Genomic DNA, 22,719 nt, shown 5'->3' on the forward strand with positions numbered 1-22,719 from the left:
GTGACCGGATCGCCAATCCAAATAATCCCACATCGGGAGCCAATGAACTTTGAAGCAATCCTTTCTTACCTGCCCGTTGTCTGGCTGGCGTATCGCTGCGTCCGTGATGGGCTGATCCTCTTGCTGCGAAGCAGTGACGTTGCCCGTCATCGCCTTGCGACAAAAATCCTACTTTGGAGACACCATAAAAAAATGACATTGAACTGCATTAAAAATGCTCTGTTTGCCGCTATGCACGGCATGACACCGGAGGAATACGAACTCCAAAAGGCGCGGGACAATCTGAAGAGCGTCACCGATAACTTTCTGGATCAACATCCGGAGTTGCTCAAATCAGCCTCGTCTGACACCCCCACGGATAAACGGGGCGAAGCCCTCTCGCCAATGCGAGACACCTTTGGTGCTGAACAACGGATTAAAAAATCTTTGGGCGCTGATAGCCGTCCGGCGGTAAGTCATACCGCTGACCATATTGATCCTGAAATGCTGGCGAAAGCTAAAGCAGCGGCTGCTGCACTCGCAAAATCCGATCCTGATCGTTACGGCAATATCATCAAGCAGCAGGGGGTGTGATGAGTGGGACCAATAAGATTGTTACCAGCACCGTTAATGAAATCTCCTGGATCACAGACGATGCCTCATATCAAAAAGCCAAAAAGAAGATAATTTCGCTTAAGGCTGCTCATGAGAAACCAGCTAAAGCGCTTGAGAAGGCCCAGAAGCGGACCGCTCAGAGTGAAGGCAAATCAGCACTAGCCGCAGCGAAAGCCCAGACAGCGAAGCTACGCCAGGCTGAACAACTGTCAAAACAGCAGCAGAAACAAGCTCAGATTCAAGCCAAAATGGAACGGGATGCAGTTGCTCATGCCAATAAAATGACCTCATTACAGGCTCGCCAGTTATCTCAGCAGGAGCAGGCAACTCGTCAATCTGCCAGACTAGCGGCCATTTCTGCAAAAGTACAGGCCGCAGCCAGATCACGAGCGATGACCTACAATCCCAACATGCCTGGAGTTCACTCCGATCCATCTCTGGTGGCACGTCAGACTGAAGCAATGAACCGTGGTCACGGCGCTGTTGCTGCTGACATCGCAGCCACCAAAAAGGCGATGGCCCTGGAAGAGAAGCGCCAGCGTGAGAAAGAGGCGGCTTTTAAACGACAAATCACCGCTCACGATACACTCCGCAGCGCAAGCTTGACGATCAGCCATATCGAAGCTGCATCCCTGGCTGACAAAATGAAAGCGGTGCAGGCCATTAAAGAGGCTACTAAGGGGTACGCCGAGCAGCGTTATACCATCGCAGAAATGCGCCATGAACTTGCTAAAGCGACTCTGGAAACCAGACGCCAGGCGCGTATTAACCGCCAGATTGTTAAAGATAAAGCGAAAGCCGAGCGAGCAGGGCGCATCAATGCTCAACGTCTGACCCGTGAACGTAGCGAACGTGGTTATGGTGGCCTCGCTGCTACTGGTGTAATTGCAGGGGGTTCCCTGATTGGCTCAATGGGGGTTGCTCGTGTTGGTCAGACCCTACAGGGGAGCGTTGAGCGCAACCAACAGATGAAAACTCTACAGTCTCAAGGTATTTCACGCCTTGAATATGAAGCGGTGCGTGATGTTGTTGCAAATAAGACCGGCTTTAACATTTCCCCAGATAAAATGTTGGATTTCCAGGCTGGCTATAGAGATAAAGTTGGTCAATTAACCGCCAATGGGATTTGGAAGACCGACAAGAGCGGCAAAGCGACGTTGTCCGGTGGTGGTGAACTAGGCGACCTTATCAATGCCATCGCTGGCAAATCCAATGCAGCGACGGCGAAGCGCGTTATTAAGGAGCTAGACAAGCTCGATTTTAACACCGCAATGGTTTACCTGGCTCAGTTGTCCCGTCAGTTCAAATTTTCTAGTAAGGAAACGGCTGCGTTTGCAGAAAGTATCAACGATGCGAGCAAGGTTTTACCCGCCTTTGTAGACGGTGGTGACGCTGTTCAGAAACGCATGGATGACCTCGCCCGTAATGGTTACGCCCTGTCAGACGCACAACAGGAACAGTTAAACCGTTTGGGGGCTCTCTCTGTTGAATATTCCAGGATCAACGATTCGTTGAGTGATATTTTTAGCTCAGGTTTTGCTGATGGGCTGGGAGAGGTTGGCAAGAACACTTCCAGCTTTAGCAAAGGTATGGCTGGCCTCGTTCCTATTATGGATAGTTTGGGGAAGGCTGTAGGTCAGGCGACTGCTGATATGTTGTTATTTGCCGGACGGGTGGGCCAACGTGTTAACGAGGGTGCGACACTGCCGGATGCAGTCTACAACACCGTTGTGGATGACTCTGCAAATAGCACCGCCGATTGGATTAAGCAGAAGACAGGTTTTGATCCTCGAAGCATCGGTCAAACGCTTAAGCAGATTTACCCGTGGCTGGATAGTTCAGCACCGAGCAATATAGGCTCAGGCACGGCGTACAACGATCCAGCGCTAGCGTTGAATGTTCCTAGCCTGAACTATCTGACACCCCAGCAACCAACGTTCACGGTTCCGACAATTGATAGCATGACGCAGCGACAGCCGATCCCTGTTGCGGTCACTGGCGAAGCTGAGATTAAACTCTCACCGCTTGATATTAACGTGAATGACGGCGCTATTAACGGTTTGATTGATACCAAAATTAACGATAACAACGTCAGGCAGCAGAATATGCTGCTAGGTATAGCTGATTGAAATTATCGTTCCGTCAAAAATGACGCAGCAAATTGGCCCACACGAGAGAGGGCCGTTAAATTCGCCATGTTATTGTTTTTGTTGTTGCAAATGATAATCATTCGTGTTAAAATGATATGTATAGGGTGATGATTTAAATTGTATGTGCGTACAAAAGCCGTTGTCATTCTTTCTCCTTACGAAATATAAAGTGCCTGTGTGAACACCGTGCGGGCCTTTTCTCATACAGCCAATATCCGCACCCTCTCACGGTAAGGTTAGGCCATTGCCGCTGGCTGTATCAGAAAAGCATCGTAGAACGATTAGCAACGTATGTTGCTAACCCGTAAACGGGTGTAGAAGAATTTTCTCCGACCTTGGATCGGGGATTTGCCAAAGCCTTTCATCCTCGGAAGGCCGTCTTGCCAGACGAAAACTGGCATTGAGTGCGGCAGCGAAGATATGAGGTCTCCCGCTGCTGTGCTCATCCATTCTTAAGGCGTGGCCTTACATCCCGCGCTATCTCTGCTTTAAAACCATATTCGAAAGGCTGGCCCTGCTTAGGTGGGTGCTGGCCTTTTGTGTACATAGCTATGTGAAATTTAACAAGGAGTTAACTCTATGAAAATGGGAACAACTGAACGTTCTTACAATGACGCGATCGCGTATGCAATCGATCCGAATTTTGACCGCAAGACTATTACTGTCGATCTGGCTGTAGAAGTCCAGCCGGGTAGTTGCATTACCAGCGCTGGGGCTGCTTATGTCTCTGGTGATGACTGCCTGCTGGTCCTGAGCCACCACAGGGCAGAAGATTCTGCTCATATCATCGTTGCTGATCGCGGTATTTACATCAAACAAGACACCATCGTCGCTGTTATGGGCGCTACCGCTGGCGCTAATGCTATTGCCGCACTCACCAAAACGGGCGCTATCCGTACAAGCGCACCGGACGCAGAATAATAAGGAGAAGACAACATGGGACTATCAACCAATTTCAGTTACGCGGATTACACCAACACCTTTTTGAACATGGATGCAAAGAACACTTTGCTGTCCACGCTTAATGTTTTCAGTGATCGTCAGACTTCTGCAAGTCCGAAGGTGAGCCTCGATATCATTGATGAAGTCGCTCAGAAGGTGGCAAGCTCTGTTAATCGTTACGGCTCTGAGTGGTCCAGCATTCCTAAGCGTAGCGCCAGCAATCACCTGATTGAAGCTCCGCTTTATGCTTTTCAGGACCGTATTACAGCGGCAGACGTGCAACCATATCGCAAACCAGGCTCCGACCTTCAAATGTCTGTAATGGATGCGGTCACTTCTTCTGCTGTCGCAATGCACGATAAGTACATGCGTACTAAAGAGAAAATTTTCGCTGACGCACTCTTCCGAAATACTGTCGAAGCGAATTTCACGGCGCAGAAGCTCATTTCGTGGGAAGATGAGTTTGGATACCAACAAGCAACCGGAACGATCAAAACCAGCGTTAGCTCTGGTGACCCACTTCGCAGCCTCGATGATGCAGTAACCGCTGCTAAAGTGCGCATGGGTGGCCTTGCTGGTCAGCTTGACGGCTTTATCCTGTTTGCAGGTAGCAATGTTTATCGCGGCATTAAGTATCACCCAGACGTGCGCCAGAATGTTCAGTTCGGTGTGCTTGATCGGGATGTTCTGTTTAATAAAGAAGTGCTTCCGGCATTCTCAACATTCATCATTGAAAATGTTCGAGTGGTGGAGGTCACGGATCAGGCACTTTACGGAATTGGTCCGGATGAATCCTTCCTGGTTCCACGCTTTAGCAAACCGCTGTCTTCGGATATTGCTCTGCCCTTCGGGTATGTGGCAACGGCTACCAGCCGCAATCTGGATCTGGCATTTGCTGATCCGGTTGATTTCCGTATCTGGAGCGTACAGGACAAGTTTAAGAACGTTGAGCTATTCGCGGAAAGCTCTATCTTGCCTGTTGTGTACCGTCCAGATTTCACTACACGACTGACGAACGACGCAGCGTAAGACAGCGGATTTTGGGGCTGACCAATTGGCCCCGCCGTGAAGAATGGCCTGAAAAGGCGAGGCAAAGAAGAGGTGATTACTATGAAAATTCAATTTCAGACGAATAACGGTTTCCCATTGCTGACTGTTGCAGACGAGCGCGTTTTAGACTTTCTGAATGTTAGCGCCGTGTGTCGGTTCCTTAAGGTTCCACGCTCCTCGTTCATGATGGACGTTGAGCAATACGGGCTTGAGAAGGCAATCAGTGAAGCTCTGTTGAAGTTAAGAAAGAATAAAAATTGTTAATAATCAATTTGTTAGGTTTTTCTGTCAAAAGAATCATTGTGTTTGTTTTTCGCGCATTTACTTGACACTCTGACGTAGATTGCGTAGTCTGATTCCATAAACAAATAAGTTGCAACTCACCTAATACAAAGGAGGCATGTATGGCACAGCCCGTTAAGCAGAACGCTAAACGTGCCAACACCAGTCGTACAGATATGCTTCGTATGGCTGCAACGGCACGTATGATAAGCGTTAAAGTTTCGGAAATTCCTTCGGCTAAAGAGAAATTTGCAAAGGCATAGGATATCTATGGATTTCAGAAGGGAATTGCAGTCGGAAGAAGAGCAGATAACATTAATTTTTGACGTTGATCCACTATTAGAAGTCCCCGAGAGTGAACTTGGGGGCTTTTTTAGTATTTATGAAGAGTTTATTGATTATAAAACCCAAAGCGCCGATTTAGGTAATATACCTTGCCCAAGTGAAGACAATCAAAAAGACTATGCATCCCTAGTTGATCTTTTTGGAAAGGATAAACCTAATGAGTTCCCTAAGCCCTCAGCAAAAATTTATGGATTACATCATGTCCATATATTTGACGGAAGCAATGATAGGGAATTGACAAGGTGGATTGGGAAATATCAGATTCAACGTGTATGTGATACACTTTTGTTTTACAGCTATTTCCTTCATAAAGAAAAACACTATTTTTACGTGTTGCAGTTTGTAGGCGATCCTGATGGGCACTCCTATCAAAAAGACGTAAAAGAGATGAGTAACCTTATCGACAGGATAAAGCAATATAAAAAATCTATTGAAGATTCCGAGTGATTATTATATTCATCTTGGTGTTGAGAGAACAGCCGTTTTACACGGCTGTTTTTTTTTAATTATTGCAGTTGTTAAAGTGATTTATCGATTTGCTTATGAAACTACTATGCCAAAATTATATGTGACTAATTCAACATACCCCGATAACTCCCTCATCCCCGCGCCAGCGCTGTACGTTCTGAAACTCTCCGTTTTGCCCCGCTCATGGCCCACGATTAGGGCGATCCTGTCTTCTGGTACACCATGCCGATCAAGCTGGCTTATGAACATCCCCCGCAGGCTGTGAAAAACCTTCCGCTCCGTGCCTTTCTCACCCAATGCCTTACGTTTAGCCCTTGTGAATCGCTGTGTATGCCACGTTGAGCGCTTGCCGTCTGCACGTTCTGTTATGCTGGCATGGTAGAACAGAAAACCGTTGTGGTTGTTCTGGATGAGGTCTTTAACGAGAGTCGTCAATCGGCTATGAATTGGAACCAGGCGAGCCGCATTGCGTGTCTTACCCTCCGCCACCTCGAAACACCATACCCCCTCAACGGTTTTGATATTGCTGATTTGCAGAGAGCAGATTTCGTTAAGGCGCATACCGCTATACATTCCCACCATCGCAACAGCTTTCATCTCATTATCCAGCAGCGCGAGCACCTTAGCCAGTTCATCACCAGTAAACGGCTCGTAGCTTTCCCTATCATGGCGCACGTCCAGTTTGTGGCCCGTGAATACATTGGCTTTCGGCGCGTCGTGATAGCGGTTTTGGGCTTGTGCCACTAGTTGGGACAGACAGCCAAGATAATTCGCCAGCGTCTGGCTAGCTTTCTCCTGCTTGGCGCTGTCTAACCAATCGGTGACCATAGTCCTGTTGATTTCCTGCAACTGGAAATCCTTACGCCGGAAATGAGCCGTGAAGACCTCCACCGCCTTAATGTACTTGCTCAGGGTAGACAGCTTGCGCCTGTCACTGTGTTGGACAATAAATTCATCCCGCAGTTGGACAAGGGAGGGACACACACGAGCCGTGGCGAAGTCTATACCATCATTTTGGCTTACATGCTGGTTGATAGAGCGCAGTTCCACCAGGACGCGATCAACACTGTTACGTTGGGGTTTTGGCTTGAGTCGGTCTCTGATAGCAAAAAATTCGTGCATGACTTTGTCACGAATGATTCGGGCTTCCCTGATATCTGCCGTGCCAGTTGTACGCATGAATGCTGTTCGATTCCCAAAAAGGGAACGCATATAAGGTGGAATAGTGACCTTGACGGAGTACACCGACGAGTTTTCTTTAACAAGGTACGCATTAGGCTTGTATTTCATCTTTCCCCCGATCTAATATTCAGGGGCAACTGTGATCAGTTGTGTCAGTTTTGCCTTTCAGGAGCAGCGCATTCGGTTCGAAGAATCAATGACTTGTGAAACACGTCATTGGAATCGAAGGTCGTAGGTTCGACTCCTATTATCGGCACCATCTTTCAAAGTAGCCTTTCGAGTATCAAATAAACAACATTTGTCCCTTGCGCGTCAGAAACTATTTTCCCCTGACAGCCCCGACAAACCATCACACATCTCCTGCAGCTCATTAAACATCCTTGCCACATGGAAACCATCGCACACGGAATGATGTACCTGCACCGCCATAGGCAACAGCACTTTTCCATCCTGCTCGTAGTATTTTCCAAACGTGAACATAGGAGAAAAGAAGTTCTTCATGTGCGCAATGTTCATAGTAAAGTTCGTAAACGTTACCCAGGGAATAGACGATACAAAAAAGACATTTTCCCGAGACTCTTCCTTAGGCCAGTAAGAAAGGTTATTGCCATAGCGGGCAACGTCTTCTGCATACGTATTCTGGAAGTGCTGCATATTGCCGTCGAAGTGGCTCCACAATGACGAAAAGGTCTCTGTTTCATTGTGGAAAATCGTATAGCTTGGATGAATTTCATTCCATACGACAAGCTCATTGTCCTTCATGGCCATACGGAATTCCGGATGCCGGTTCATGATTTTAGAGAGAAGGAAAATAATCGTCGGGTAAAACTTCCAGCCGACCTCTTTAATATGTTTTCGCAGCGCGGTGATGTCGATCAGAACCGTTTGGTTAATTGTACACTCAGCAAATGACTGGAATACTTCAAAATGCTCTTTCCTTGGCCAACGAGATAAATCAACAGGTGTATAGTCCGGGGCTGTTTTTTTCATTTTATAACCTTTGATTATCAATCGCTTAAATAGTCATGGCCAGAAAAGGCCGCGCAACCATTTCAACCGTATCTAATCTTCCTGTCAATCTCAGCCTGTGGTTTTCCGAAAAGGTATCCCTGCACGAGATCGCAGCCAAGCGCCTGAAGACGTTCGAGCTGGGCTTCGGTTTCAACACCTTCTGCAATAACGCTCATATTGAGGCTCTTCGCCATGCCGGTAATCAATTTAACGATATTAAGTGCATCATCCTGTGTGGATATTGGGTTCACGAAGGATTTGTCTATTTTAATTTTATCAAAGTTAAGTTCGCTCAGTCTTGAGAGCGAAGAATACCCTGTTCCGAAATCATCAATAGAAATTTTTACACCCAGCGATCTGAGCTTTTTGAGAATAGTGATCGGCATAGTGCTGTCACTGAAGAGCGAAGACTCTGTGACCTCTAACTCAAGTCGGCTAGCCGGTAGCCCCGTCTCTTTAAGGATGGACTGCACCATGGTGGTAAACGATTTATTACCCAACTGAATAGGTGAGACGTTCACAGAGATCCTTGCCGGAACGGCCCAGGACACCGCTTCCCGGCAGGCAAGCTCAAGCACAATTTTGCCGATCGCATTGATCATCCCCGTTTTTTCAGCGACAGAAATAAAGTAATCAGGTGACAGCATCCCCTTCACCGGGTGTATCCAGCGAATAAGTGCTTCATAGCCGTAAATTTCATTGCTGAAGGAATCGACTATAGGCTGGTAGTAAACAACGAATTCATGGTTATCGAGCGCCAGTGCCATATCATGTTCAAGGGTTCGGCTTTCCTGCAACTTCTGCAGCATCCACTGACGGAAGACTTTTATCTGCTGTGAACCCTCTTTTTTGGCTTCGTAGAGCGCCAGATCGGCAAATTTATAAAGATAATCAGAGCGCCGTTCATTATCAGATAAAACGATACCCACACAGGTGGCGATTTTTATCAGCTGGTTATTAATCGTATAGGGCTGGCTGATATGCTCGCTGATTTCTTTGGCGCGCGAAACGGCTGCTGACTCGGTGAGGCCACTGGACAGAAGGGCGAACTCGTCTCCGCCTAAACGGTAAAATGTATCAGTGGCGCTGCTCATTGCGGTGAGTCGTCTGGATACCTGATTCAACAGCAAGTCACCGGCATCATGGCCATAGGTATCGTTGACCTCTTTGAACCGGTCTAAATCAAATAACATTACCGTGACGGGGATGTGGTTTTTATCGGCCTGAAGATTAATTTTGTTGAGATCGTCCCAGAAGAAAAGGCGGTTTTTCATGCCGGTGAGGGAGTCATGATAAACATCATACTCCAGCTTGGCGTTCTGAATTTGCAGCGTTTCTTTTGATATCTGAAGTTCGTCAGCAAGGCTTTTAACCTGCATGTGCGCTTTGAGAATATTTTTATTCTGGTAGATCATTAAGAAACCAAGAATAAAGCTTAATATTACCAGGAGTAATGAAAGTGCGGAGTAAATATAGTAAAGGATCTGGATTTTATGGTTGGATTCATTAACCGTGTTAATATCTTTCGTTAATGCCGTTGCAGAAAGCTGGCTCAGCGGTGCATCAAGAGCGTGCATATTTTTCAGATATGCCTGTAACTCTGGATGGCTCATCTTTTCAAGATGACTATCCAGATAATTCAGTATCTGCTGTAAGCGTAAAGCGAGTTCTTGATGCGCTTTATCGCTGTCAATATAGTGACCTAAATCTCCCCCCTTCATTAAATCGCCCTGGCTGAGCATAATTTCGAGACGCATGCGGACCTGGTCTATCGTAACGTCATCGGTATCGGTTGCGTATAGACCAAGCCATGATTCAAAACGGTAATACTCTGATACCAGTTGTGCCACGGACCAGGACTCAGTGTATTGAGTCAGTTTTTGCAACTCCTGCTGTCGATCGTAAACAAGGAATGCAATATATCCTGTCGTGATAAAAAGAGAAAAAATGATACCAACCAGTATCCTGTTCATTATGTTCTCCTGAACGGCTACTCAATCTTCATTTTGCTAACCTGCCATGCTGATCGCGAGTAATAAATCTGATTATTTAACTCAGGAAGACTGTCATAGGGGTATACAATGAATGATGGACCTTTATCGCGGATGCGCATATATTCGCCATTGACCTTTAAAGCAAGGATGGCGTTGTATTTTTTGAAATCACTGAGAGGGATCACGGTAGAGTAATCATTGAGCGCAATAACATTAACATTAGAACCCTTCGCACCCACATAATCCATGAGTTTGTTCATAGGAACACCCTCAAACTTAGTACGTCCATTATACCAGGGCGATGTTGTCTCGAAACTCACCATGCCCAGTTTTTCAAGGCTGGCGAGATCAAACACTGCTTTTCCATTTTCATTGGTATTTTCTATATTACCGTAAATCGTTAAAATGGGTTTACCAACTGGTTTTGGCAGTTCGCCAGCCCAGGTTACACTTTGTACCAGACAGCATAACAGCAGTAGGGTTAATCGCATTTTGGCCTCCACTTTTTAACAGAAGTATAAGAATTATAATTTAGATATCACACTAGTTTATATATTTTGTTGAGCAGCAAGGCCTTTTAGCGTTTTCATTGGTATAAGTTCAATAAAATCAGTTGTTTAGAGCGTGTTGATGCCAGGGTGTTTAGCAGCAGAAGGACGCTTAACTTTTTGAGAAAAGCTAAAGCTGCCTGCATAAGCTCTCTTGTGTTTAAAAAACGCTCGCTTTTATTGATTGTTATTATCTCATACCACTGATTTTACCGATGATGGAAACGGCGAGCGTGAAAACGCTCAGCGCCAGCCCTTCGCGGGTTTAGCTCTGGCGGTAGCGATGATTTCGGGGCAGTCAACCTGTACAAAATTCGTTCATCCTGAGCGAGAAGGCATGGGTACGCCGTTTCTGACGGCGCGAATACCATCCTGCCGGTTTGCTCAGGCAATCAAACGCGCTAAAAAGATTACCGCCTGCGGACTGCGTTTTTTCTTATGCGATGGCAGAAAATGTAAATAATGAAGAGATGGGGTTGTGAGATATTATCGATGAGATCGTCAGTTAACGGTTTCAATCTGTGTCTGAATAATTGCCTGATTTTTGGACGCTTCTTCCACTGGGAAGCGTCCACTTTTTTCTTTCCTTCAGCCTGATATTTTCCGGTATCTCGCTAATTATGTCACTGACCAGGTATGTTCAAATCAGGAAGCCTGTCAGCCATGTTCTGTCAGGATGATTCTCGGGTAATTGTTCAAGGATATGAATTAACGTATTCTGGTTGTCCTGCCCGCTGTTGATAAATCTAAAGAAATTGCTGTCACAATTGCTTTTGTGATATTGCATTTTATAGAACTCTTTTTTTCTTAAAAAGGTACGTTCTAGCCAGTTGAACTTCTTTATTTCCCTTTCAAGGTATTTCATTTCGGAAATTGAAAGGAATATTTTCTTGTACAGAATATCCCGGCTGCCCGGCGTGTATGATTTACTGTCCATCAGACTTTCTCTGTTTTTTTGATACTCACATCCTTGTGCTAAATAAATATCAGTGTCCTACAGACGCGGCATCCACCACGCGCGAAGGTTTAGGTGCTAATGCAATTGCAAATGCAGCGATAAAAAATATGACGCCGATCGACATCATCAGATTATTGGTCGAAAGCATCATGCTCTGGCTGTTTACCATCTTGTCAAAAAGCTCGCGTACAAATTGTCCACCTTGCTGAGGGGCCGAACTAATGTAGTGCGAAAGATCGCCAGTTGGATCGACGACGGACGCCAGTTTGTCATGTGCTATATAGCGCTGGTCCTGCCATGACGTCGTCACGAGCGATGTGGCAAACGCACCCGATAACGTTCGAACAAAGTTCATTAAGCCCGCTGCTGAAGCCATTTCCGTTTCATCTACAGAGCCCATTGCAAGCCCCGTAATCGGGACATAGTACAACGGCATGCCCACGCCCATGAATAACAACGGTACACAGATGGACCAGTAGTCCATATCGGTCGTCGCATAGGATCGCCAGAAGGTGTCGAGACCCAGCCAGGCACAGCCTAAGAAAATAAGAATGCGCGGATCGATTTTGTTGGAGAGGTTAGCGGCAACCGGAGAAAATACCACCTGCAGAAGTCCGCCCCAGGCAACCACAATCCCTGCCCATGTTGTTGTATACCCTAAGTTATATTGCAGCCACAACGGCGTGAGGACATTCAGACCAAAAAAACATCCAAACGCGAGTGCGAGAACAAACATGCTGGCCGAAAAACCGCGATGGCGAAACACTCTGATATCGACGATCGGATGCTCAGCGGTTAGCTCCCAGATGCAGAAGCTTAAAAAGCCGATACAGGCCACAATCGCCAGAACCCAAATTTCTTCTGAGGCAAACCAGTCAAGGTCTTTCCCTTCATCGAGCATGATCTGCAGGGCACCAACCCAGATAACCAATAAAATAAACCCAACGATATCAATAGAGTTATTAACCAGCGTATCTTCGAAAATTTTCAGTACTGACCACGCGACCAATGCAAAAGCGATGGCCATCGGAACGTTGATGATAAACACCCACGACCAGCTGTAATGATCGCAAATCCATCCGCCCAGAACCGGACCTATTACGGGCGCGAGCAATGTTGTCATCGCCCATAGTCCCGTCGCCTGCATGGATTTTTCTTTCGGGAAAATACGCAGCAGTAACGTTTGTGATAAGGCCATCAGGGGGCCTCCCGCCATGCCCTGAAAAACCCTCATCAGCAGCAGCATTCCCAGCGAGGTGGAAAGGCCGCAAAGCAAAGAAAAAACGCCAAACATGAACACGGAAACGCAGAAAACGCGCACGCCGCCGAAGCGTGTGGTTAACCATCCTGATAGCGGTACCGTGATGGCTTCAGCCACGGCATAGGCCGTGATGATCCAGGTTCCCTGGCTGGTGCCTGCCCCCAGGGCGCCAGCCATATTGGGTTGAGTGACGTTTGCAATGGTCATGTTGAGCACAGCTAAAAAGTTAGCCATTGCAAGTACCAGGGCACCAATCCATAACATACCGCCTTTCAGCGAAGGCGGCTCATTATCGATAACTAATGTAGACATGGCCTGGTTTCCGTTATTCACTTTTTAAGTTAACTGTCGCTTTCATGGACAGACCAACCCGCAACGGATGTGCAGCAAGCTCATCAGCATTGAGTTTGATGCGCACGGGCAAACGCTGAACAACCTTAATCCAGTTACCCGTTGCGTTCTGCGCAGGAATAATTGAAAACGCTGCGCCGGTGCCGCCATCAAAGCCTTCTACCGTTCCATGGAAAGGAACGTTGTCGCCATACAGATCGCTCACCAGTTCCACCTTCTGTCCCACTTTCACATGCTGAAGCTGAACTTCCTTGAAGTTGGCATTGACGTGAATTTGCTGCACAGGCACCACGGACAATAACGGCGTGGAAGGCTGGACACGCTGTCCAAGCTCGACCTGGCGACGAGCAACCACGCCATCGACTGGCGAACGGATCACGGTTCTTTCCAGATCCAATCTGGCCTGATCGCGCTTCGCTCTGGCGAGAGCGACTTCCGGGTTGGTCTCGATATTTGCATCCTCAATCATCACCGCATTCGCCTGTCTTGCACCCACCGCCGCCTGTCTCGCTGCATCAGCTTGCGCCACGGCGGCTTTAGCGGCATTCATGTTTGCCAGGGCGGAAGCATAAACGTTTTGAATACGCGTCAGTTCGTCGCCTGAAATCGCGCCCGTCTGCATTAACGCCTCGCGTCGCTTGAGGTCAACCGTCGCGCGCTGGAAGTCAGCGTTTGCGGCATCAACCTGGGCCAGCAGACGTTTTTGCTCTTTTTCATTCGCTACAACTTCTGCGCCGAGTTTTGTGTCATTGGCCTTGTATCCATTTACCCGCCGAATGGCCAGGTTCAGGTTTGCTTCCGCCTGATTAAGGGCTAACTCTGCGTCAGTAGGATCCAGCTGGATCAGGACATCGCCTTTTTTTACCACCTGAGAATCCGTGACCAGGATGGCACTGACCGTACCGGTGATCGCGGAAGAGAGCTGAGCGGACTCAACATCGGTATAGGCGTTATCGGTTTCAACATATCGGGAACCCACTAATTCCCAATAGGCGAACGAGCCTGCGCCAGCCAGCGCGATGCTTAACGCAAGGTAAGAGAATAAACGTTTTCTTTTTTTCTTTTTGATATCGGATGATTCAATATTTTGATTTTCAATAGCTGCAGAATGACTCATTTTATTTCCTTTCTTTCCACTATTTAGTTATTAACCTGGTGTTAAAAAATCACTGTTTGCTCGAGGTATATCCGCCGCCCAATGCACGCGCTAATGCGACGTCAATCGTAAAGGCGCGGGAATTTACATCGGCTAATTTTCTGCGGGCCGCGACCAGCTCATCTTCCGATGACAAGACGTCGAGATAGTCAGCAACCTTTCCTTCATATCGTTGTTTGGTGAGGGAATACGCCTTTTCTGCCGACGTGACTGCGCCCTGAGAATAAAGCATCTCGTCTTTAAGAGAGGCTCTGCTGGTGAGCGCATCGCTCACTTCCCGAAGTGCATTCGTTAACGTGTCGTTATAAACCTGCACCGCAATGTCATATTCACCGCTGGCATATTTCAAATCACCCTGGAGCTTCTGCGTATTAAATATTGGCAACGATATGGCCGGGCCAAAACTGCCAATTGCTGAGCCACTCCGGGTAAGGTTGTTAATACCCAGTGACTGGAACCCGGCAAAGGCAACCAGATTAACGCTTGGGTAAAAACCGGCTTTTTTCTGTTTGATTTGCTCTGCTGCCGCCTCGGCGCGTAAACGTGCCGCGACAATATCAGGACGGCGACCAATCAGATCCAGCGCAATATTCGGAGGAAGTTCCTCATGCGCTAAAAGCGTTGCCTTAGGCGCGGTGATTGCCAGCGATCTGTCAGGCCCATCACCGATCAGTGCAGCGAGCTCATGTTTTTTGATCGCAATAGCTTCATCTATTGCCACCAGGTTTGCTTTTGCGTTGAGTTGACGCGTCTCAACCTGTTGCAGGCTGGATAAATCTTCAAGCCCTGCGTCATGTCGTTGCTGGAATAACGCGAGCGTACTGGTTCTTATCGTGAGGGTATCGTTAAGCGTTTCGCGAACGGTGTATAAATGCGCCAGCTCCGCGTAAACGGTAACAATAGAAGAAGAGAGCACCAGTCTTGTCTGTGCTTCTTCCGCTACCGCCGCCATTTCGCCTGACGTTGCAGCCGCGAGCGCGGCACGGTTTTTACCCCAAAAATCAATTTCCCAGCTCATATCAAGCGTGGTACGCCCGTAGCTGTTCCAGTTTTGAGGCGTTGCGCTTTCAGGCGTGACATAGTTGTAACTCATTTTGTCCCGCATAAAGCTGGCGTTTGCGGTGACCTCAGGAAAAAGCGAACCGCTCGCGCTTTGCGTCATCGCCTGCGCCTGCTTCACGCGAGCTTCGGCGATGTTAAGCGTGGGGGAATTTTTAAGCGCGTCATCAATCAGCCCGTTAAGCTGCTCGTCACCGTATTTCTTCCACCAGTAATCTTTCGGCCACTGGCCGTTCTGGTGCGGGAAGCTTTGATCGCTTTTAAGTTGTGAGACCGTCTTCATCGGCGGTGGGGTACCAAGATCGGGGATCATGGCGCATCCGCTCATACTGATGGCGGAAATGACAACACAGCCCATCACTATCCTGGACCGGGTTAAACCGGAAATACGACACCCCGGGAGTGTCTCCTGAAAACCTTTCATCAGTACGCTCGTCATGCTGTTCATAGAGTAGTCCAAATACAGTACCGTACAGTACGGTACACTTTATATCTTGACTTCTGAGCGCCGTCAAATGAAAATGTACTCGTCAGTACGATTACGAACCCTACTATCTGACGTGATTCCGAAATCAGAGAACAAAAAGTGTTGGCCCCGGCCAGACACCTAAACAAACGAGGAAACATATGGATAAAAGAGCGCTTAAACGGCAACAGATCCTGGAGGTCGCATCCGGACTGTTTCGACAAAAGGGATTTGATGCCACGTCTATCTCAGAAATTAACGCGATTGTTGGTGGCTCAAAATCGACTATTTACAGTCACTTTTCTTCGAAAGAAGAGCTATTTGTAGAATGCATGTCTTCAGAAACTGAACAGTATATAAAGAGCATGACTATTGAAACTGCAGGGCAGGTGCGCCTTTTCAGAAAATCACCACAGCTGGTCATAGAGCAATTTGCCGTTGCCTTTTTACGCTATATTTGCTCTCCGGATATTGTGGATTTGCAAAGATTAATGATCTCCGAGGCCGGAAGATCGGGTATCGGAGAATTATATTATGCGCGAATGCAAAAGCTGCGTTCAAACGTTTCGGCGCTTTTTACCGATTTAATGAATCAAAACATCTTAAGAAAAGATGATCCTGTGCTGGCGGCTGAGTATTTTCGTTCTCTTCTCCAGGCCGACATACTGGAACCTTTGCTTTTAAAAGCAAGAAAGGACCAGCCTGACGAAAGTGAAATCATCATGAAAGCGCAGGCCTCCGTTAATGCGTTTATGAAACTGTATGGTCCTGAAAAAAATGAGGATGTTGCAAAGGCATCTTTCTAAAATACAGTAAGCTTTCCTTCACCCTATTATTAGGGTGATTTTTCTTTTGGGAAATATTTATTTTCAATTGTCATTGGATGACTTTGCCAGCGGCCTTCTTGTAAATAAAATTTCGTGGATACTTATGTGTATAAAGTTTACTCTCTTAAAAGATCGTGAAGCTGTAATTAAGTCCCTTACTCACTGGATTGACTCGAATTTATATCGGCCCATTACCGTTTTAGATGTGGCACGGAAATCCGGTTATTCATTGGCTTACATTCAGCGGAACTTTCGCCAGGAGTGTGGCATAAGTATCGGTCTCTATATTCGAAGCCGGAAACTTGAAAAAGCCGCGCATATGCTCAGACATACGCAGCTCTCTGTTTCAGATATATTCACGATGCTAGGCTACGAGGAGCCGTCAACGTTCAGCAGAGCGTTCTCGAATCAATATGGACTCTCCCCAACCAAATACCGTGAGCAGGCTAAAAAAAGTCACTACATGAATGGATTGGCGATGTTGATTACTGAAGTGACGCGCGAGTAAAGCGATAATCCGCTAACCCGCCTCCAGCATCCCAAAACTCACAATCCGCGAGCGGCCCAGCTCTTTCGCCCGGTACAGGGCCACATCCGCGGCGCGCAGCAGGTTGTCAGTCTGGGCATGTTGCGGGTAGCTGGCAATGCCAATCGACACGTCCACCGGCCCAATCTCTGTCAGCCCGTAGCGAAGCGACAGCTCATGTACGCCGTTGTAAATCTTCTGTGCGCAGGCGTATGCGCCGGCTTCATCGGCACCGGAAAGCAGCACCAAAAATTCCTCACCCCCGTAGCGAAATGCCAGCCCATTCTCATGGGCTGCCCGCTGAACAATCGACGCCACGCTTTTAATCACCTGATCGCCCGCTTCATGACCGAACCGGTCATTGATGCTCTTGAAGTGATCGATGTCGATCATCATGCAGCTTAATGGCTCGTCGGTGCGCATCGCCTGTGCCGTTTGGGTTTGCAGGGTATCTTCCAGATGATGACGATTACGCAGGCCGGTGAGCGGGTCAAACAAGGCCTTTTCCAGCAACGCATCGCGCAAACGCTGGTTGGCCAGCGCCAGCCCGAGCGCTTCGGCCATCAGTTCCAGATACGCGCGGGAAGGGGCGTTGTCCGCCGTAATATTCTGAAAGGAGAGCAGGCCAATGGCCTCGCCCTGGGCGATAAGCGGCACGCACAGCGAGCTTTCCGCCTGTGATGCCGGAAGATGGTAGCAGGCGATATCCGGCTCACCGTTTACCGGCGGGTGGCTTTGCCCGCGGCGCACGGCCCAGCATTCGTCCGGATGGAAGCTCGTCTCTTCACCAACCGGTGAAAGCCATTGCGCGACGCAGCGCATCTGCCACGGATCGCGGTCAAGGACATAGAGCCGGCCCGCGATCCCCGGCGCGATATTGGGGGCAAACAGCTCCGCCACGTTAATCACATCGTTAAAGTTTTCACACCCCTGGAGCCGCTGGGTCATGCGCGCCAGCAGCTCGCGGATGGCCCAGTCGGCATCGCGCTCTCTTTCCAGACGCTGTCGCGCAAGGCCATTTTCACGGAAGATGCGGATGGCCTGGGCCATATCGCCAATCTCATCAATCTGGTTGAAATTGGGCGTTTCAACCGCGTAATCCTGAGACGCCAGACGGTGTACCACGTCGCTCAGGCGCACCACGGGGCGCAGCACGCGCCGCTTTAATATAAAACCGAGAACAAATAAGAACAGCAGGGCGGTCAGGCCGACCATCAGCTCAGACGCCGTACGCAGCGCTTTCGATTTTTTTGTCGCGTCCTGAACGGAGGCGATGACGCGTTTGTCGAGTATCTGGCGGAAATGATCGATCTGGTTCTGCGCGCGCTCCAGCTCCTGCTCATAGGGCGTACCGTAGAGCAGCGCAACGGCCTGTGCGTCTTCTCCTCGCTCAAGGCTGGAGAGGGCGGTTTGCTGCTCGTCCTGCAGCTCATCGATAATTTTTATGCCTTCGCGCAGCAGGGACAGTTCATCATCCGATGCACCGTTATCCCGCAGTTTTTCCAGCCGTATCTCTATGTTCTTCAGGTTATTTTCTGACTGGCTATATTCCTTTAGCGTTTGCGGATCTTTTTTGATGACGTAGAGGCGCGCTAAATCGGACTGCGCCCAGGCATCGGTTTCAATATCTTCAGTAAGCGCATCAAAACGCTGACGTTGTTCAACGGCCTGGCGTTCGGCAGTGTCAGCACTGGACGCCATCAGCATGATAATGCCGGAGGCGATGGTCAGGCAGACCGTGGCACCATAGGCCCAGTTTGTTATCGTCGCGATTCGCACCTGATGATCCTTTTACGACATGAAGAGGACAGCGTTCTTCAAATTATAGAAAACGTTTGATTTAAGGCGTAAAAAAAGGCGGCACAGCGCCGCCTGGTGTGGTCTTTATCGTCACATCCTCACAATTCTGGAGGATTTTTTCCTTCTTCGATGAAGTCGGGATCCAGCTCTTCGGCGTTACCTTCGTGATCGCGCCCGGAGAAGAGGTTCCAGCAGGCGATAAAAAGCGCGGCAATAAGCGGGCCAATCACAAACCCATTGATGCCGTACAGCTCCATGCCGCCGAGGGTGGAGATCAGAATCAGGTAGTCCGGCATTTTGGTGTCTTTTCCCACCAGCAGCGGGCGCAGGATGTTGTCCACCAGCCCGACGACGATCACGAAGAAGCCGACAATAAACAGCCCTTGCCAGATCTGATGCGTGGCGAACAGGAAGATAGCGGCGGGCACCCAGACAATTGCCGAGCCGATGGCGGGCACCAGAGAGAGGAAGGCCATCAGGGCGCCCCAGAGCACGCTGCCGTCAATACCCGCAATCGCAAACGCAATCCCGCCGAGGATGCCCTGAACCACCGCCACCGCCGCCGTCCCTTTTACCGTGGCGCGCGACACGCCGACGAATTTGGCGAACAAGTGCTGCTTGGCGAAATCAGACAGCGGCAGAGAGTCGAGGATCTGGCGCACCAGATACGGGCCGTCTTTCAGCAGGAAGAACAGCAGATAAAGCATGATGCCGAAGCTAATCGCAAAGCCAAACGTTCCCTTGCCAATCAGAAACGCGCTGCCCGCGAGATACTGCCCGCCCTGCAGGGCGACGTCAGAGAGTTTTTTCTGGATCTGCGCCGCGTTGGTCAGGTTGTGATCCGCCAGGAAGCCGCTGGCCCAGTCAGGCAGATGGTTAAAGATGCTAGCCACCACTTCCGGGAACTGGGTGTTGTTCTCCTGGAGCTTCGTGTAAACCATGTTCAGCTCAATGGCGAGCGAGGAGAGGATCACCATCAACGGGATAAAGACGATCAGGCAGATAATGCCGATGGTCAACAGCGAAGCAAGCCCGTTGCGATCCCCCAGCGCGGCGCGCAGCCTGTTTTTTACCGGGTTGAAGATGACGGTCAGAATAGCGGCCCAGAGTATCGCGGAGAAGTAGGGCGACAGCACGTCGAAGAAAGCCCAGGTCACAAGGGCAAGAATGAAGATAAAGAAACCTTTGGTCAGTCCGTTAAAGCGCATCAGTCAGTCCTGGTTACTAAGAAACTGTGTCGACTATAGAACTGATTGTGAGAATTACCAACCATTGCAGCCGGGTAAGGTGCAATGGTTGGTGAGGCGTTAAATCGCCTCAAATAACGCGCTAACCAGCGCAACATGTGCCTTAACGCCCACGGCCAGGGCAGCTTCATCAATGCGGAAGTGTGGGTTATGGACGTTCCATACCGCTCCCTTTTCCTCGTTGCCGCAGCCGATAAACAGGAACGAGCCGGGAATTTTCTCCTGATAGGATGAGAAATCTTCGCTGCCGAACAGCGCACGATCGGCCAGCTGCAGCGTCTCGTCATCAAAGTGCTCTGCAATGGCTTTTTTGGCTATGGCGTTGGTGTCGGCATGGTTATTTCCAACGGCATAACCCTGCTGCCAGCGGATCTCACAGCGCGCCCCGTGGGCGCTCACTACGCCTTCAACAATACGCTGCATCAGCTGAGGAACCTGTTCACGAACCTGCTGATTATGAGTTCGCACCGTTCCTGCCAGACGGGCGCTGTCCGGAATGACGTTATAGCTATCACCGGCCTGGAAGGTGGCAATGGTCAGCACCGGGGCGTTAATCGGGTCAAGATTGCGTGCGACCACATTTTGCAGTGCGGTAACAACTTCAGCGCCGATTACCACCGGATCGATACAGAACTGCGGCATTGAGCCGTGGCCACCCTGCCCAAAAATAGTGATGTCAAAGTTATCGCTGGAGGCGACGTAAACGCCCTCTTTCAGCGTGATTTTTCCAGTAGGGCTGTTAGGGAAGACGTGCAGGCCGAAAATCTTTTCGACGTCGTCAACGACCCCTTTCTCCACCAGCTCGCGTGCGCCGCCCGGTGGCACTTCTTCGGCAGGCTGGAAGATAAACTTAATGCTGCCGCAAAGCTGGCTGCGCAGATGGCAGAGCACTTTTGCTGCCCCCATCAACATGGCGGTGTGGGCATCGTGACCGCAGGCGTGCATCACGCCGGGCTGAGTGGAGCTAAATGATTCTCCACTCTCTTCCTGAAGCGGTAGCGCGTCGATATCGGCCCGCAGCGCCCACGTTGGGCCGGGTTTTTCGCCCTGCAATACGGCTACCACGCTGTTCTCCAGCGGGCGGCTTATCGCCAGTTCCGGCAGATTCCCCAGCTCGCGGGCAATAAAATCAGCGGTGGGTTTTTCCTGAAACGAGAGGTCCGGGTTGGCGTGAATATGTCTGCGCCAGCGGATCACCTCTTCATTAACGTCGCGGATAAGGTTTTCAGTGGTGCTTTTCATGACGGTCTCCTTCAGTCAGTAATCGGCAGCGTGGCCACAGGTTTTTTTATCAGCGGTACTATCGCCGCGCCCGCGCACACCATTGCCAGTGACAGGAAAATAAACGCGCTTTCGTAACTGTGGCTTTTCCCGACAAGATAGCCAATTACGACAGGCGAAACGAAGCCCCCCAGCGTTCCACCGGTGTTTATCAGGCCGATAGCCGAGCCCATAATGTTCTCCGGAAGGCGTTTCATCGGCAAGGTAAAGGCGGTAACAAAGGTTGCCATCAGGAAGATCTCGCCCACGAACAGCAGGATGCTGGCCGTCAGTGCCGTGGCGGTATGGAAGATGCCGAAAATAGCGGCAGCACCGATCAGCGCGCAGATCAAAATCACCTGCGGCTCGCGATTATGGAAATATTTCCCGACGAACCAGCCGGTGCACAAGGACGAGAGCCAAATCCCCGCGCCACCGACGGCGACGATATAACCGGAGATTTCCAGCGGCATTCCCCTGCTCTGGACGAAGAATTTTGGCAGCCAGGCCATCAGTCCATAGCTGGGAATATTGACGCAGAATACAGAGACAAAGAGTAGCACCACCGTCGGGTTACGCCACAGGGCGCCGTTTTGCTCACCTGACTGCTGGCGCGGCGCAGGTTTCTGATAGGGCACGCGCACGGCGATCAGCACGCCGATGGCACAAGCAACGATCCCCAGCGCCACAAACGACGCGTGCCAGCCCAGATGCTCCAGTGCAGAGACGGCCACAATTGGCCCCACGGTCATTGCCAGCCCGGCGGAGGAAAGCAAAACCGATTGCGCAAAGGTACGTTTTTCCAGCGTGAAATTGCTGACCACCGCTTTCGCGCAAGAGCAGGGATAGCCGGAATGCCCCACTCCGGAGAGAAAGCGAAACAGCAGCAGCAGGCCAAAGCTCATGCCCAGCGCACCGAAGCACAGGGCGAAAATCCCCAACGCGCACAGGGAGAGGATCAGCATGGTTTTATAGCCGAGTCTGTCGTTCATCCAGCCCGCTGGCAGCTGAAAGAGAGAGTAGGCCAGGAAGAAAATGCCGGTAATGTAGCCCAGCTCCGCGCTGGTGAGGCCGAACTCTTTTTCGATAGGCAGCAGGGCAAACCCCATGACGGTTTTATCGATATAAACCACGACATAGCCGACAAAAAGCAAAAAAATCATCTGTGACTGGCTTTTCATATTATTTTCCGCCTGACGTCAGAGTGTGATGAGGAGTGTGGTGTGTACTCCGAATCTAGGG

Annotated in this window: 21 protein-coding genes; 9 read left to right on the forward strand and 12 right to left on the reverse strand. The window is 49.5% G+C overall.

Annotated elements, in window-relative coordinates:
• Nucleotides 1-42 precede the first annotated feature (42 nt).
• The 7 genes from N037_RS05495 (at nucleotide 43) to N037_RS05520 (ending at nucleotide 5,810) form a co-directional block, all read left to right on the forward strand.
• Nucleotides 43-573, forward strand: a complete 531-nt coding sequence (locus N037_RS05495; protein ID WP_050511218.1) for a hypothetical protein — start codon at nucleotides 43-45, stop codon at nucleotides 571-573.
• A complete protein-coding gene (locus N037_RS05500; RefSeq protein WP_032639574.1) occupies nucleotides 573-2,723 on the forward strand; it encodes a hypothetical protein in 2,151 nt (716 codons plus the stop codon). The genes N037_RS05495 and N037_RS05500 overlap by 1 nt, the downstream gene beginning before the upstream one ends.
• Nucleotides 2,724-3,323: 600 nt before the next feature.
• On the forward strand, nucleotides 3,324-3,665 hold the full coding sequence (locus N037_RS05505; protein WP_032639576.1) for a hypothetical protein: 342 nt from the start codon (nucleotides 3,324-3,326) through the stop codon (nucleotides 3,663-3,665).
• A gap of 15 nt (nucleotides 3,666-3,680) precedes the next feature.
• Nucleotides 3,681-4,715, forward strand: coding sequence for a major capsid protein (locus tag N037_RS05510; protein WP_032639578.1), 1,035 nt, complete (start codon nucleotides 3,681-3,683; stop codon nucleotides 4,713-4,715).
• Nucleotides 4,716-4,796: 81 nt separating this feature from the next.
• On the forward strand, nucleotides 4,797-5,000 hold the full coding sequence (locus N037_RS05515) for a hypothetical protein (RefSeq protein WP_032639582.1): 204 nt from the start codon (nucleotides 4,797-4,799) through the stop codon (nucleotides 4,998-5,000).
• Between the two features lie 140 nt (nucleotides 5,001-5,140).
• Complete coding sequence (locus N037_RS24795) at nucleotides 5,141-5,281, forward strand: hypothetical protein (RefSeq protein WP_156369708.1); 141 nt, start codon at nucleotides 5,141-5,143, stop codon at nucleotides 5,279-5,281.
• A 7-nt stretch (nucleotides 5,282-5,288) separates the two neighbouring features.
• A complete protein-coding gene (locus tag N037_RS05520) occupies nucleotides 5,289-5,810 on the forward strand; it encodes a type II toxin-antitoxin system YafO family toxin (protein WP_032639584.1) in 522 nt (173 codons plus the stop codon).
• Nucleotides 5,811-5,903: 93 nt separating this feature from the next.
• On the opposite strand, the gene N037_RS05525 is transcribed toward N037_RS05520, so the two are convergent.
• From N037_RS05525 to N037_RS05560, 8 genes are all read right to left on the reverse strand, one after another.
• The gene (locus N037_RS05525) at nucleotides 5,904-7,121 is read right to left on the reverse strand and encodes a site-specific integrase (RefSeq protein ID WP_032639586.1); all 1,218 of its coding nucleotides are present in this window, start codon (nucleotides 7,119-7,121) and stop codon (nucleotides 5,904-5,906) included.
• Between the two features lie 204 nt (nucleotides 7,122-7,325).
• Nucleotides 7,326-8,003 carry a type A chloramphenicol O-acetyltransferase gene (catA, locus tag N037_RS05530; protein WP_032639588.1) on the reverse strand — a complete coding sequence of 226 codons (678 nt, stop codon included), beginning with the start codon at nucleotides 8,001-8,003 and terminating at the stop codon, nucleotides 7,326-7,328.
• A 62-nt stretch (nucleotides 8,004-8,065) separates the two neighbouring features.
• A complete protein-coding gene (locus N037_RS05535) occupies nucleotides 8,066-9,997 on the reverse strand; it encodes a putative bifunctional diguanylate cyclase/phosphodiesterase (RefSeq protein ID WP_032639590.1) in 1,932 nt (643 codons plus the stop codon).
• Between the two features lie 17 nt (nucleotides 9,998-10,014).
• Complete coding sequence (locus tag N037_RS05540) at nucleotides 10,015-10,509, reverse strand: molybdopterin-dependent oxidoreductase (protein WP_032639592.1); 495 nt, start codon at nucleotides 10,507-10,509, stop codon at nucleotides 10,015-10,017.
• 697 nt (nucleotides 10,510-11,206) lie between these two features.
• Nucleotides 11,207-11,503, reverse strand: coding sequence for a hypothetical protein (locus N037_RS05545; RefSeq protein ID WP_023334641.1), 297 nt, complete (start codon nucleotides 11,501-11,503; stop codon nucleotides 11,207-11,209).
• Between the two features lie 49 nt (nucleotides 11,504-11,552).
• The gene (locus N037_RS05550) at nucleotides 11,553-13,097 is read right to left on the reverse strand and encodes a DHA2 family efflux MFS transporter permease subunit (RefSeq protein ID WP_231686669.1); all 1,545 of its coding nucleotides are present in this window, start codon (nucleotides 13,095-13,097) and stop codon (nucleotides 11,553-11,555) included.
• Between the two features lie 13 nt (nucleotides 13,098-13,110).
• Nucleotides 13,111-14,253 (reverse strand): HlyD family secretion protein, encoded by a 1,143-nt coding sequence (locus N037_RS05555; RefSeq protein ID WP_032639593.1) that lies wholly within the window; start codon nucleotides 14,251-14,253, stop codon nucleotides 13,111-13,113.
• A gap of 49 nt (nucleotides 14,254-14,302) precedes the next feature.
• A complete protein-coding gene (locus N037_RS05560) occupies nucleotides 14,303-15,799 on the reverse strand; it encodes an efflux transporter outer membrane subunit (RefSeq protein WP_156369709.1) in 1,497 nt (498 codons plus the stop codon).
• Between the two features lie 179 nt (nucleotides 15,800-15,978).
• Here N037_RS05560 and N037_RS05565 point away from each other — a divergent pair, with 179 nt between their 5' ends.
• Nucleotides 15,979-16,623, forward strand: coding sequence for a TetR/AcrR family transcriptional regulator (locus N037_RS05565; RefSeq protein WP_023334645.1), 645 nt, complete (start codon nucleotides 15,979-15,981; stop codon nucleotides 16,621-16,623).
• Nucleotides 16,624-16,747: 124 nt separating this feature from the next.
• Nucleotides 16,748-17,152 carry a helix-turn-helix domain-containing protein gene (locus N037_RS05570; protein ID WP_032639598.1) on the forward strand — a complete coding sequence of 135 codons (405 nt, stop codon included), beginning with the start codon at nucleotides 16,748-16,750 and terminating at the stop codon, nucleotides 17,150-17,152.
• A 12-nt stretch (nucleotides 17,153-17,164) separates the two neighbouring features.
• On the opposite strand, the gene N037_RS05575 is transcribed toward N037_RS05570, so the two are convergent.
• The 4 genes from N037_RS05575 to N037_RS05590 all read right to left on the reverse strand — a co-directional run bounded on the left by N037_RS05575 (nucleotide 17,165) and on the right by N037_RS05590 (nucleotide 22,658).
• Nucleotides 17,165-18,949 (reverse strand): diguanylate cyclase, encoded by a 1,785-nt coding sequence (locus tag N037_RS05575; RefSeq protein ID WP_023334647.1) that lies wholly within the window; start codon nucleotides 18,947-18,949, stop codon nucleotides 17,165-17,167.
• 119 nt (nucleotides 18,950-19,068) lie between these two features.
• Nucleotides 19,069-20,178 carry an AI-2E family transporter gene (locus N037_RS05580; protein ID WP_023334648.1) on the reverse strand — a complete coding sequence of 370 codons (1,110 nt, stop codon included), beginning with the start codon at nucleotides 20,176-20,178 and terminating at the stop codon, nucleotides 19,069-19,071.
• Between the two features lie 99 nt (nucleotides 20,179-20,277).
• A complete protein-coding gene (locus N037_RS05585) occupies nucleotides 20,278-21,459 on the reverse strand; it encodes an amidohydrolase (RefSeq protein ID WP_032639600.1) in 1,182 nt (393 codons plus the stop codon).
• 11 nt (nucleotides 21,460-21,470) lie between these two features.
• Nucleotides 21,471-22,658 (reverse strand): MFS transporter, encoded by a 1,188-nt coding sequence (locus tag N037_RS05590; protein ID WP_032639602.1) that lies wholly within the window; start codon nucleotides 22,656-22,658, stop codon nucleotides 21,471-21,473.
• Nucleotides 22,659-22,719 lie beyond the last annotated feature (61 nt).

It is taken from the genome of Enterobacter sp. EGD-HP1 (assembly GCF_000733275.2).
Classification (GTDB): Bacteria; Pseudomonadota; Gammaproteobacteria; order Enterobacterales; family Enterobacteriaceae; genus Enterobacter.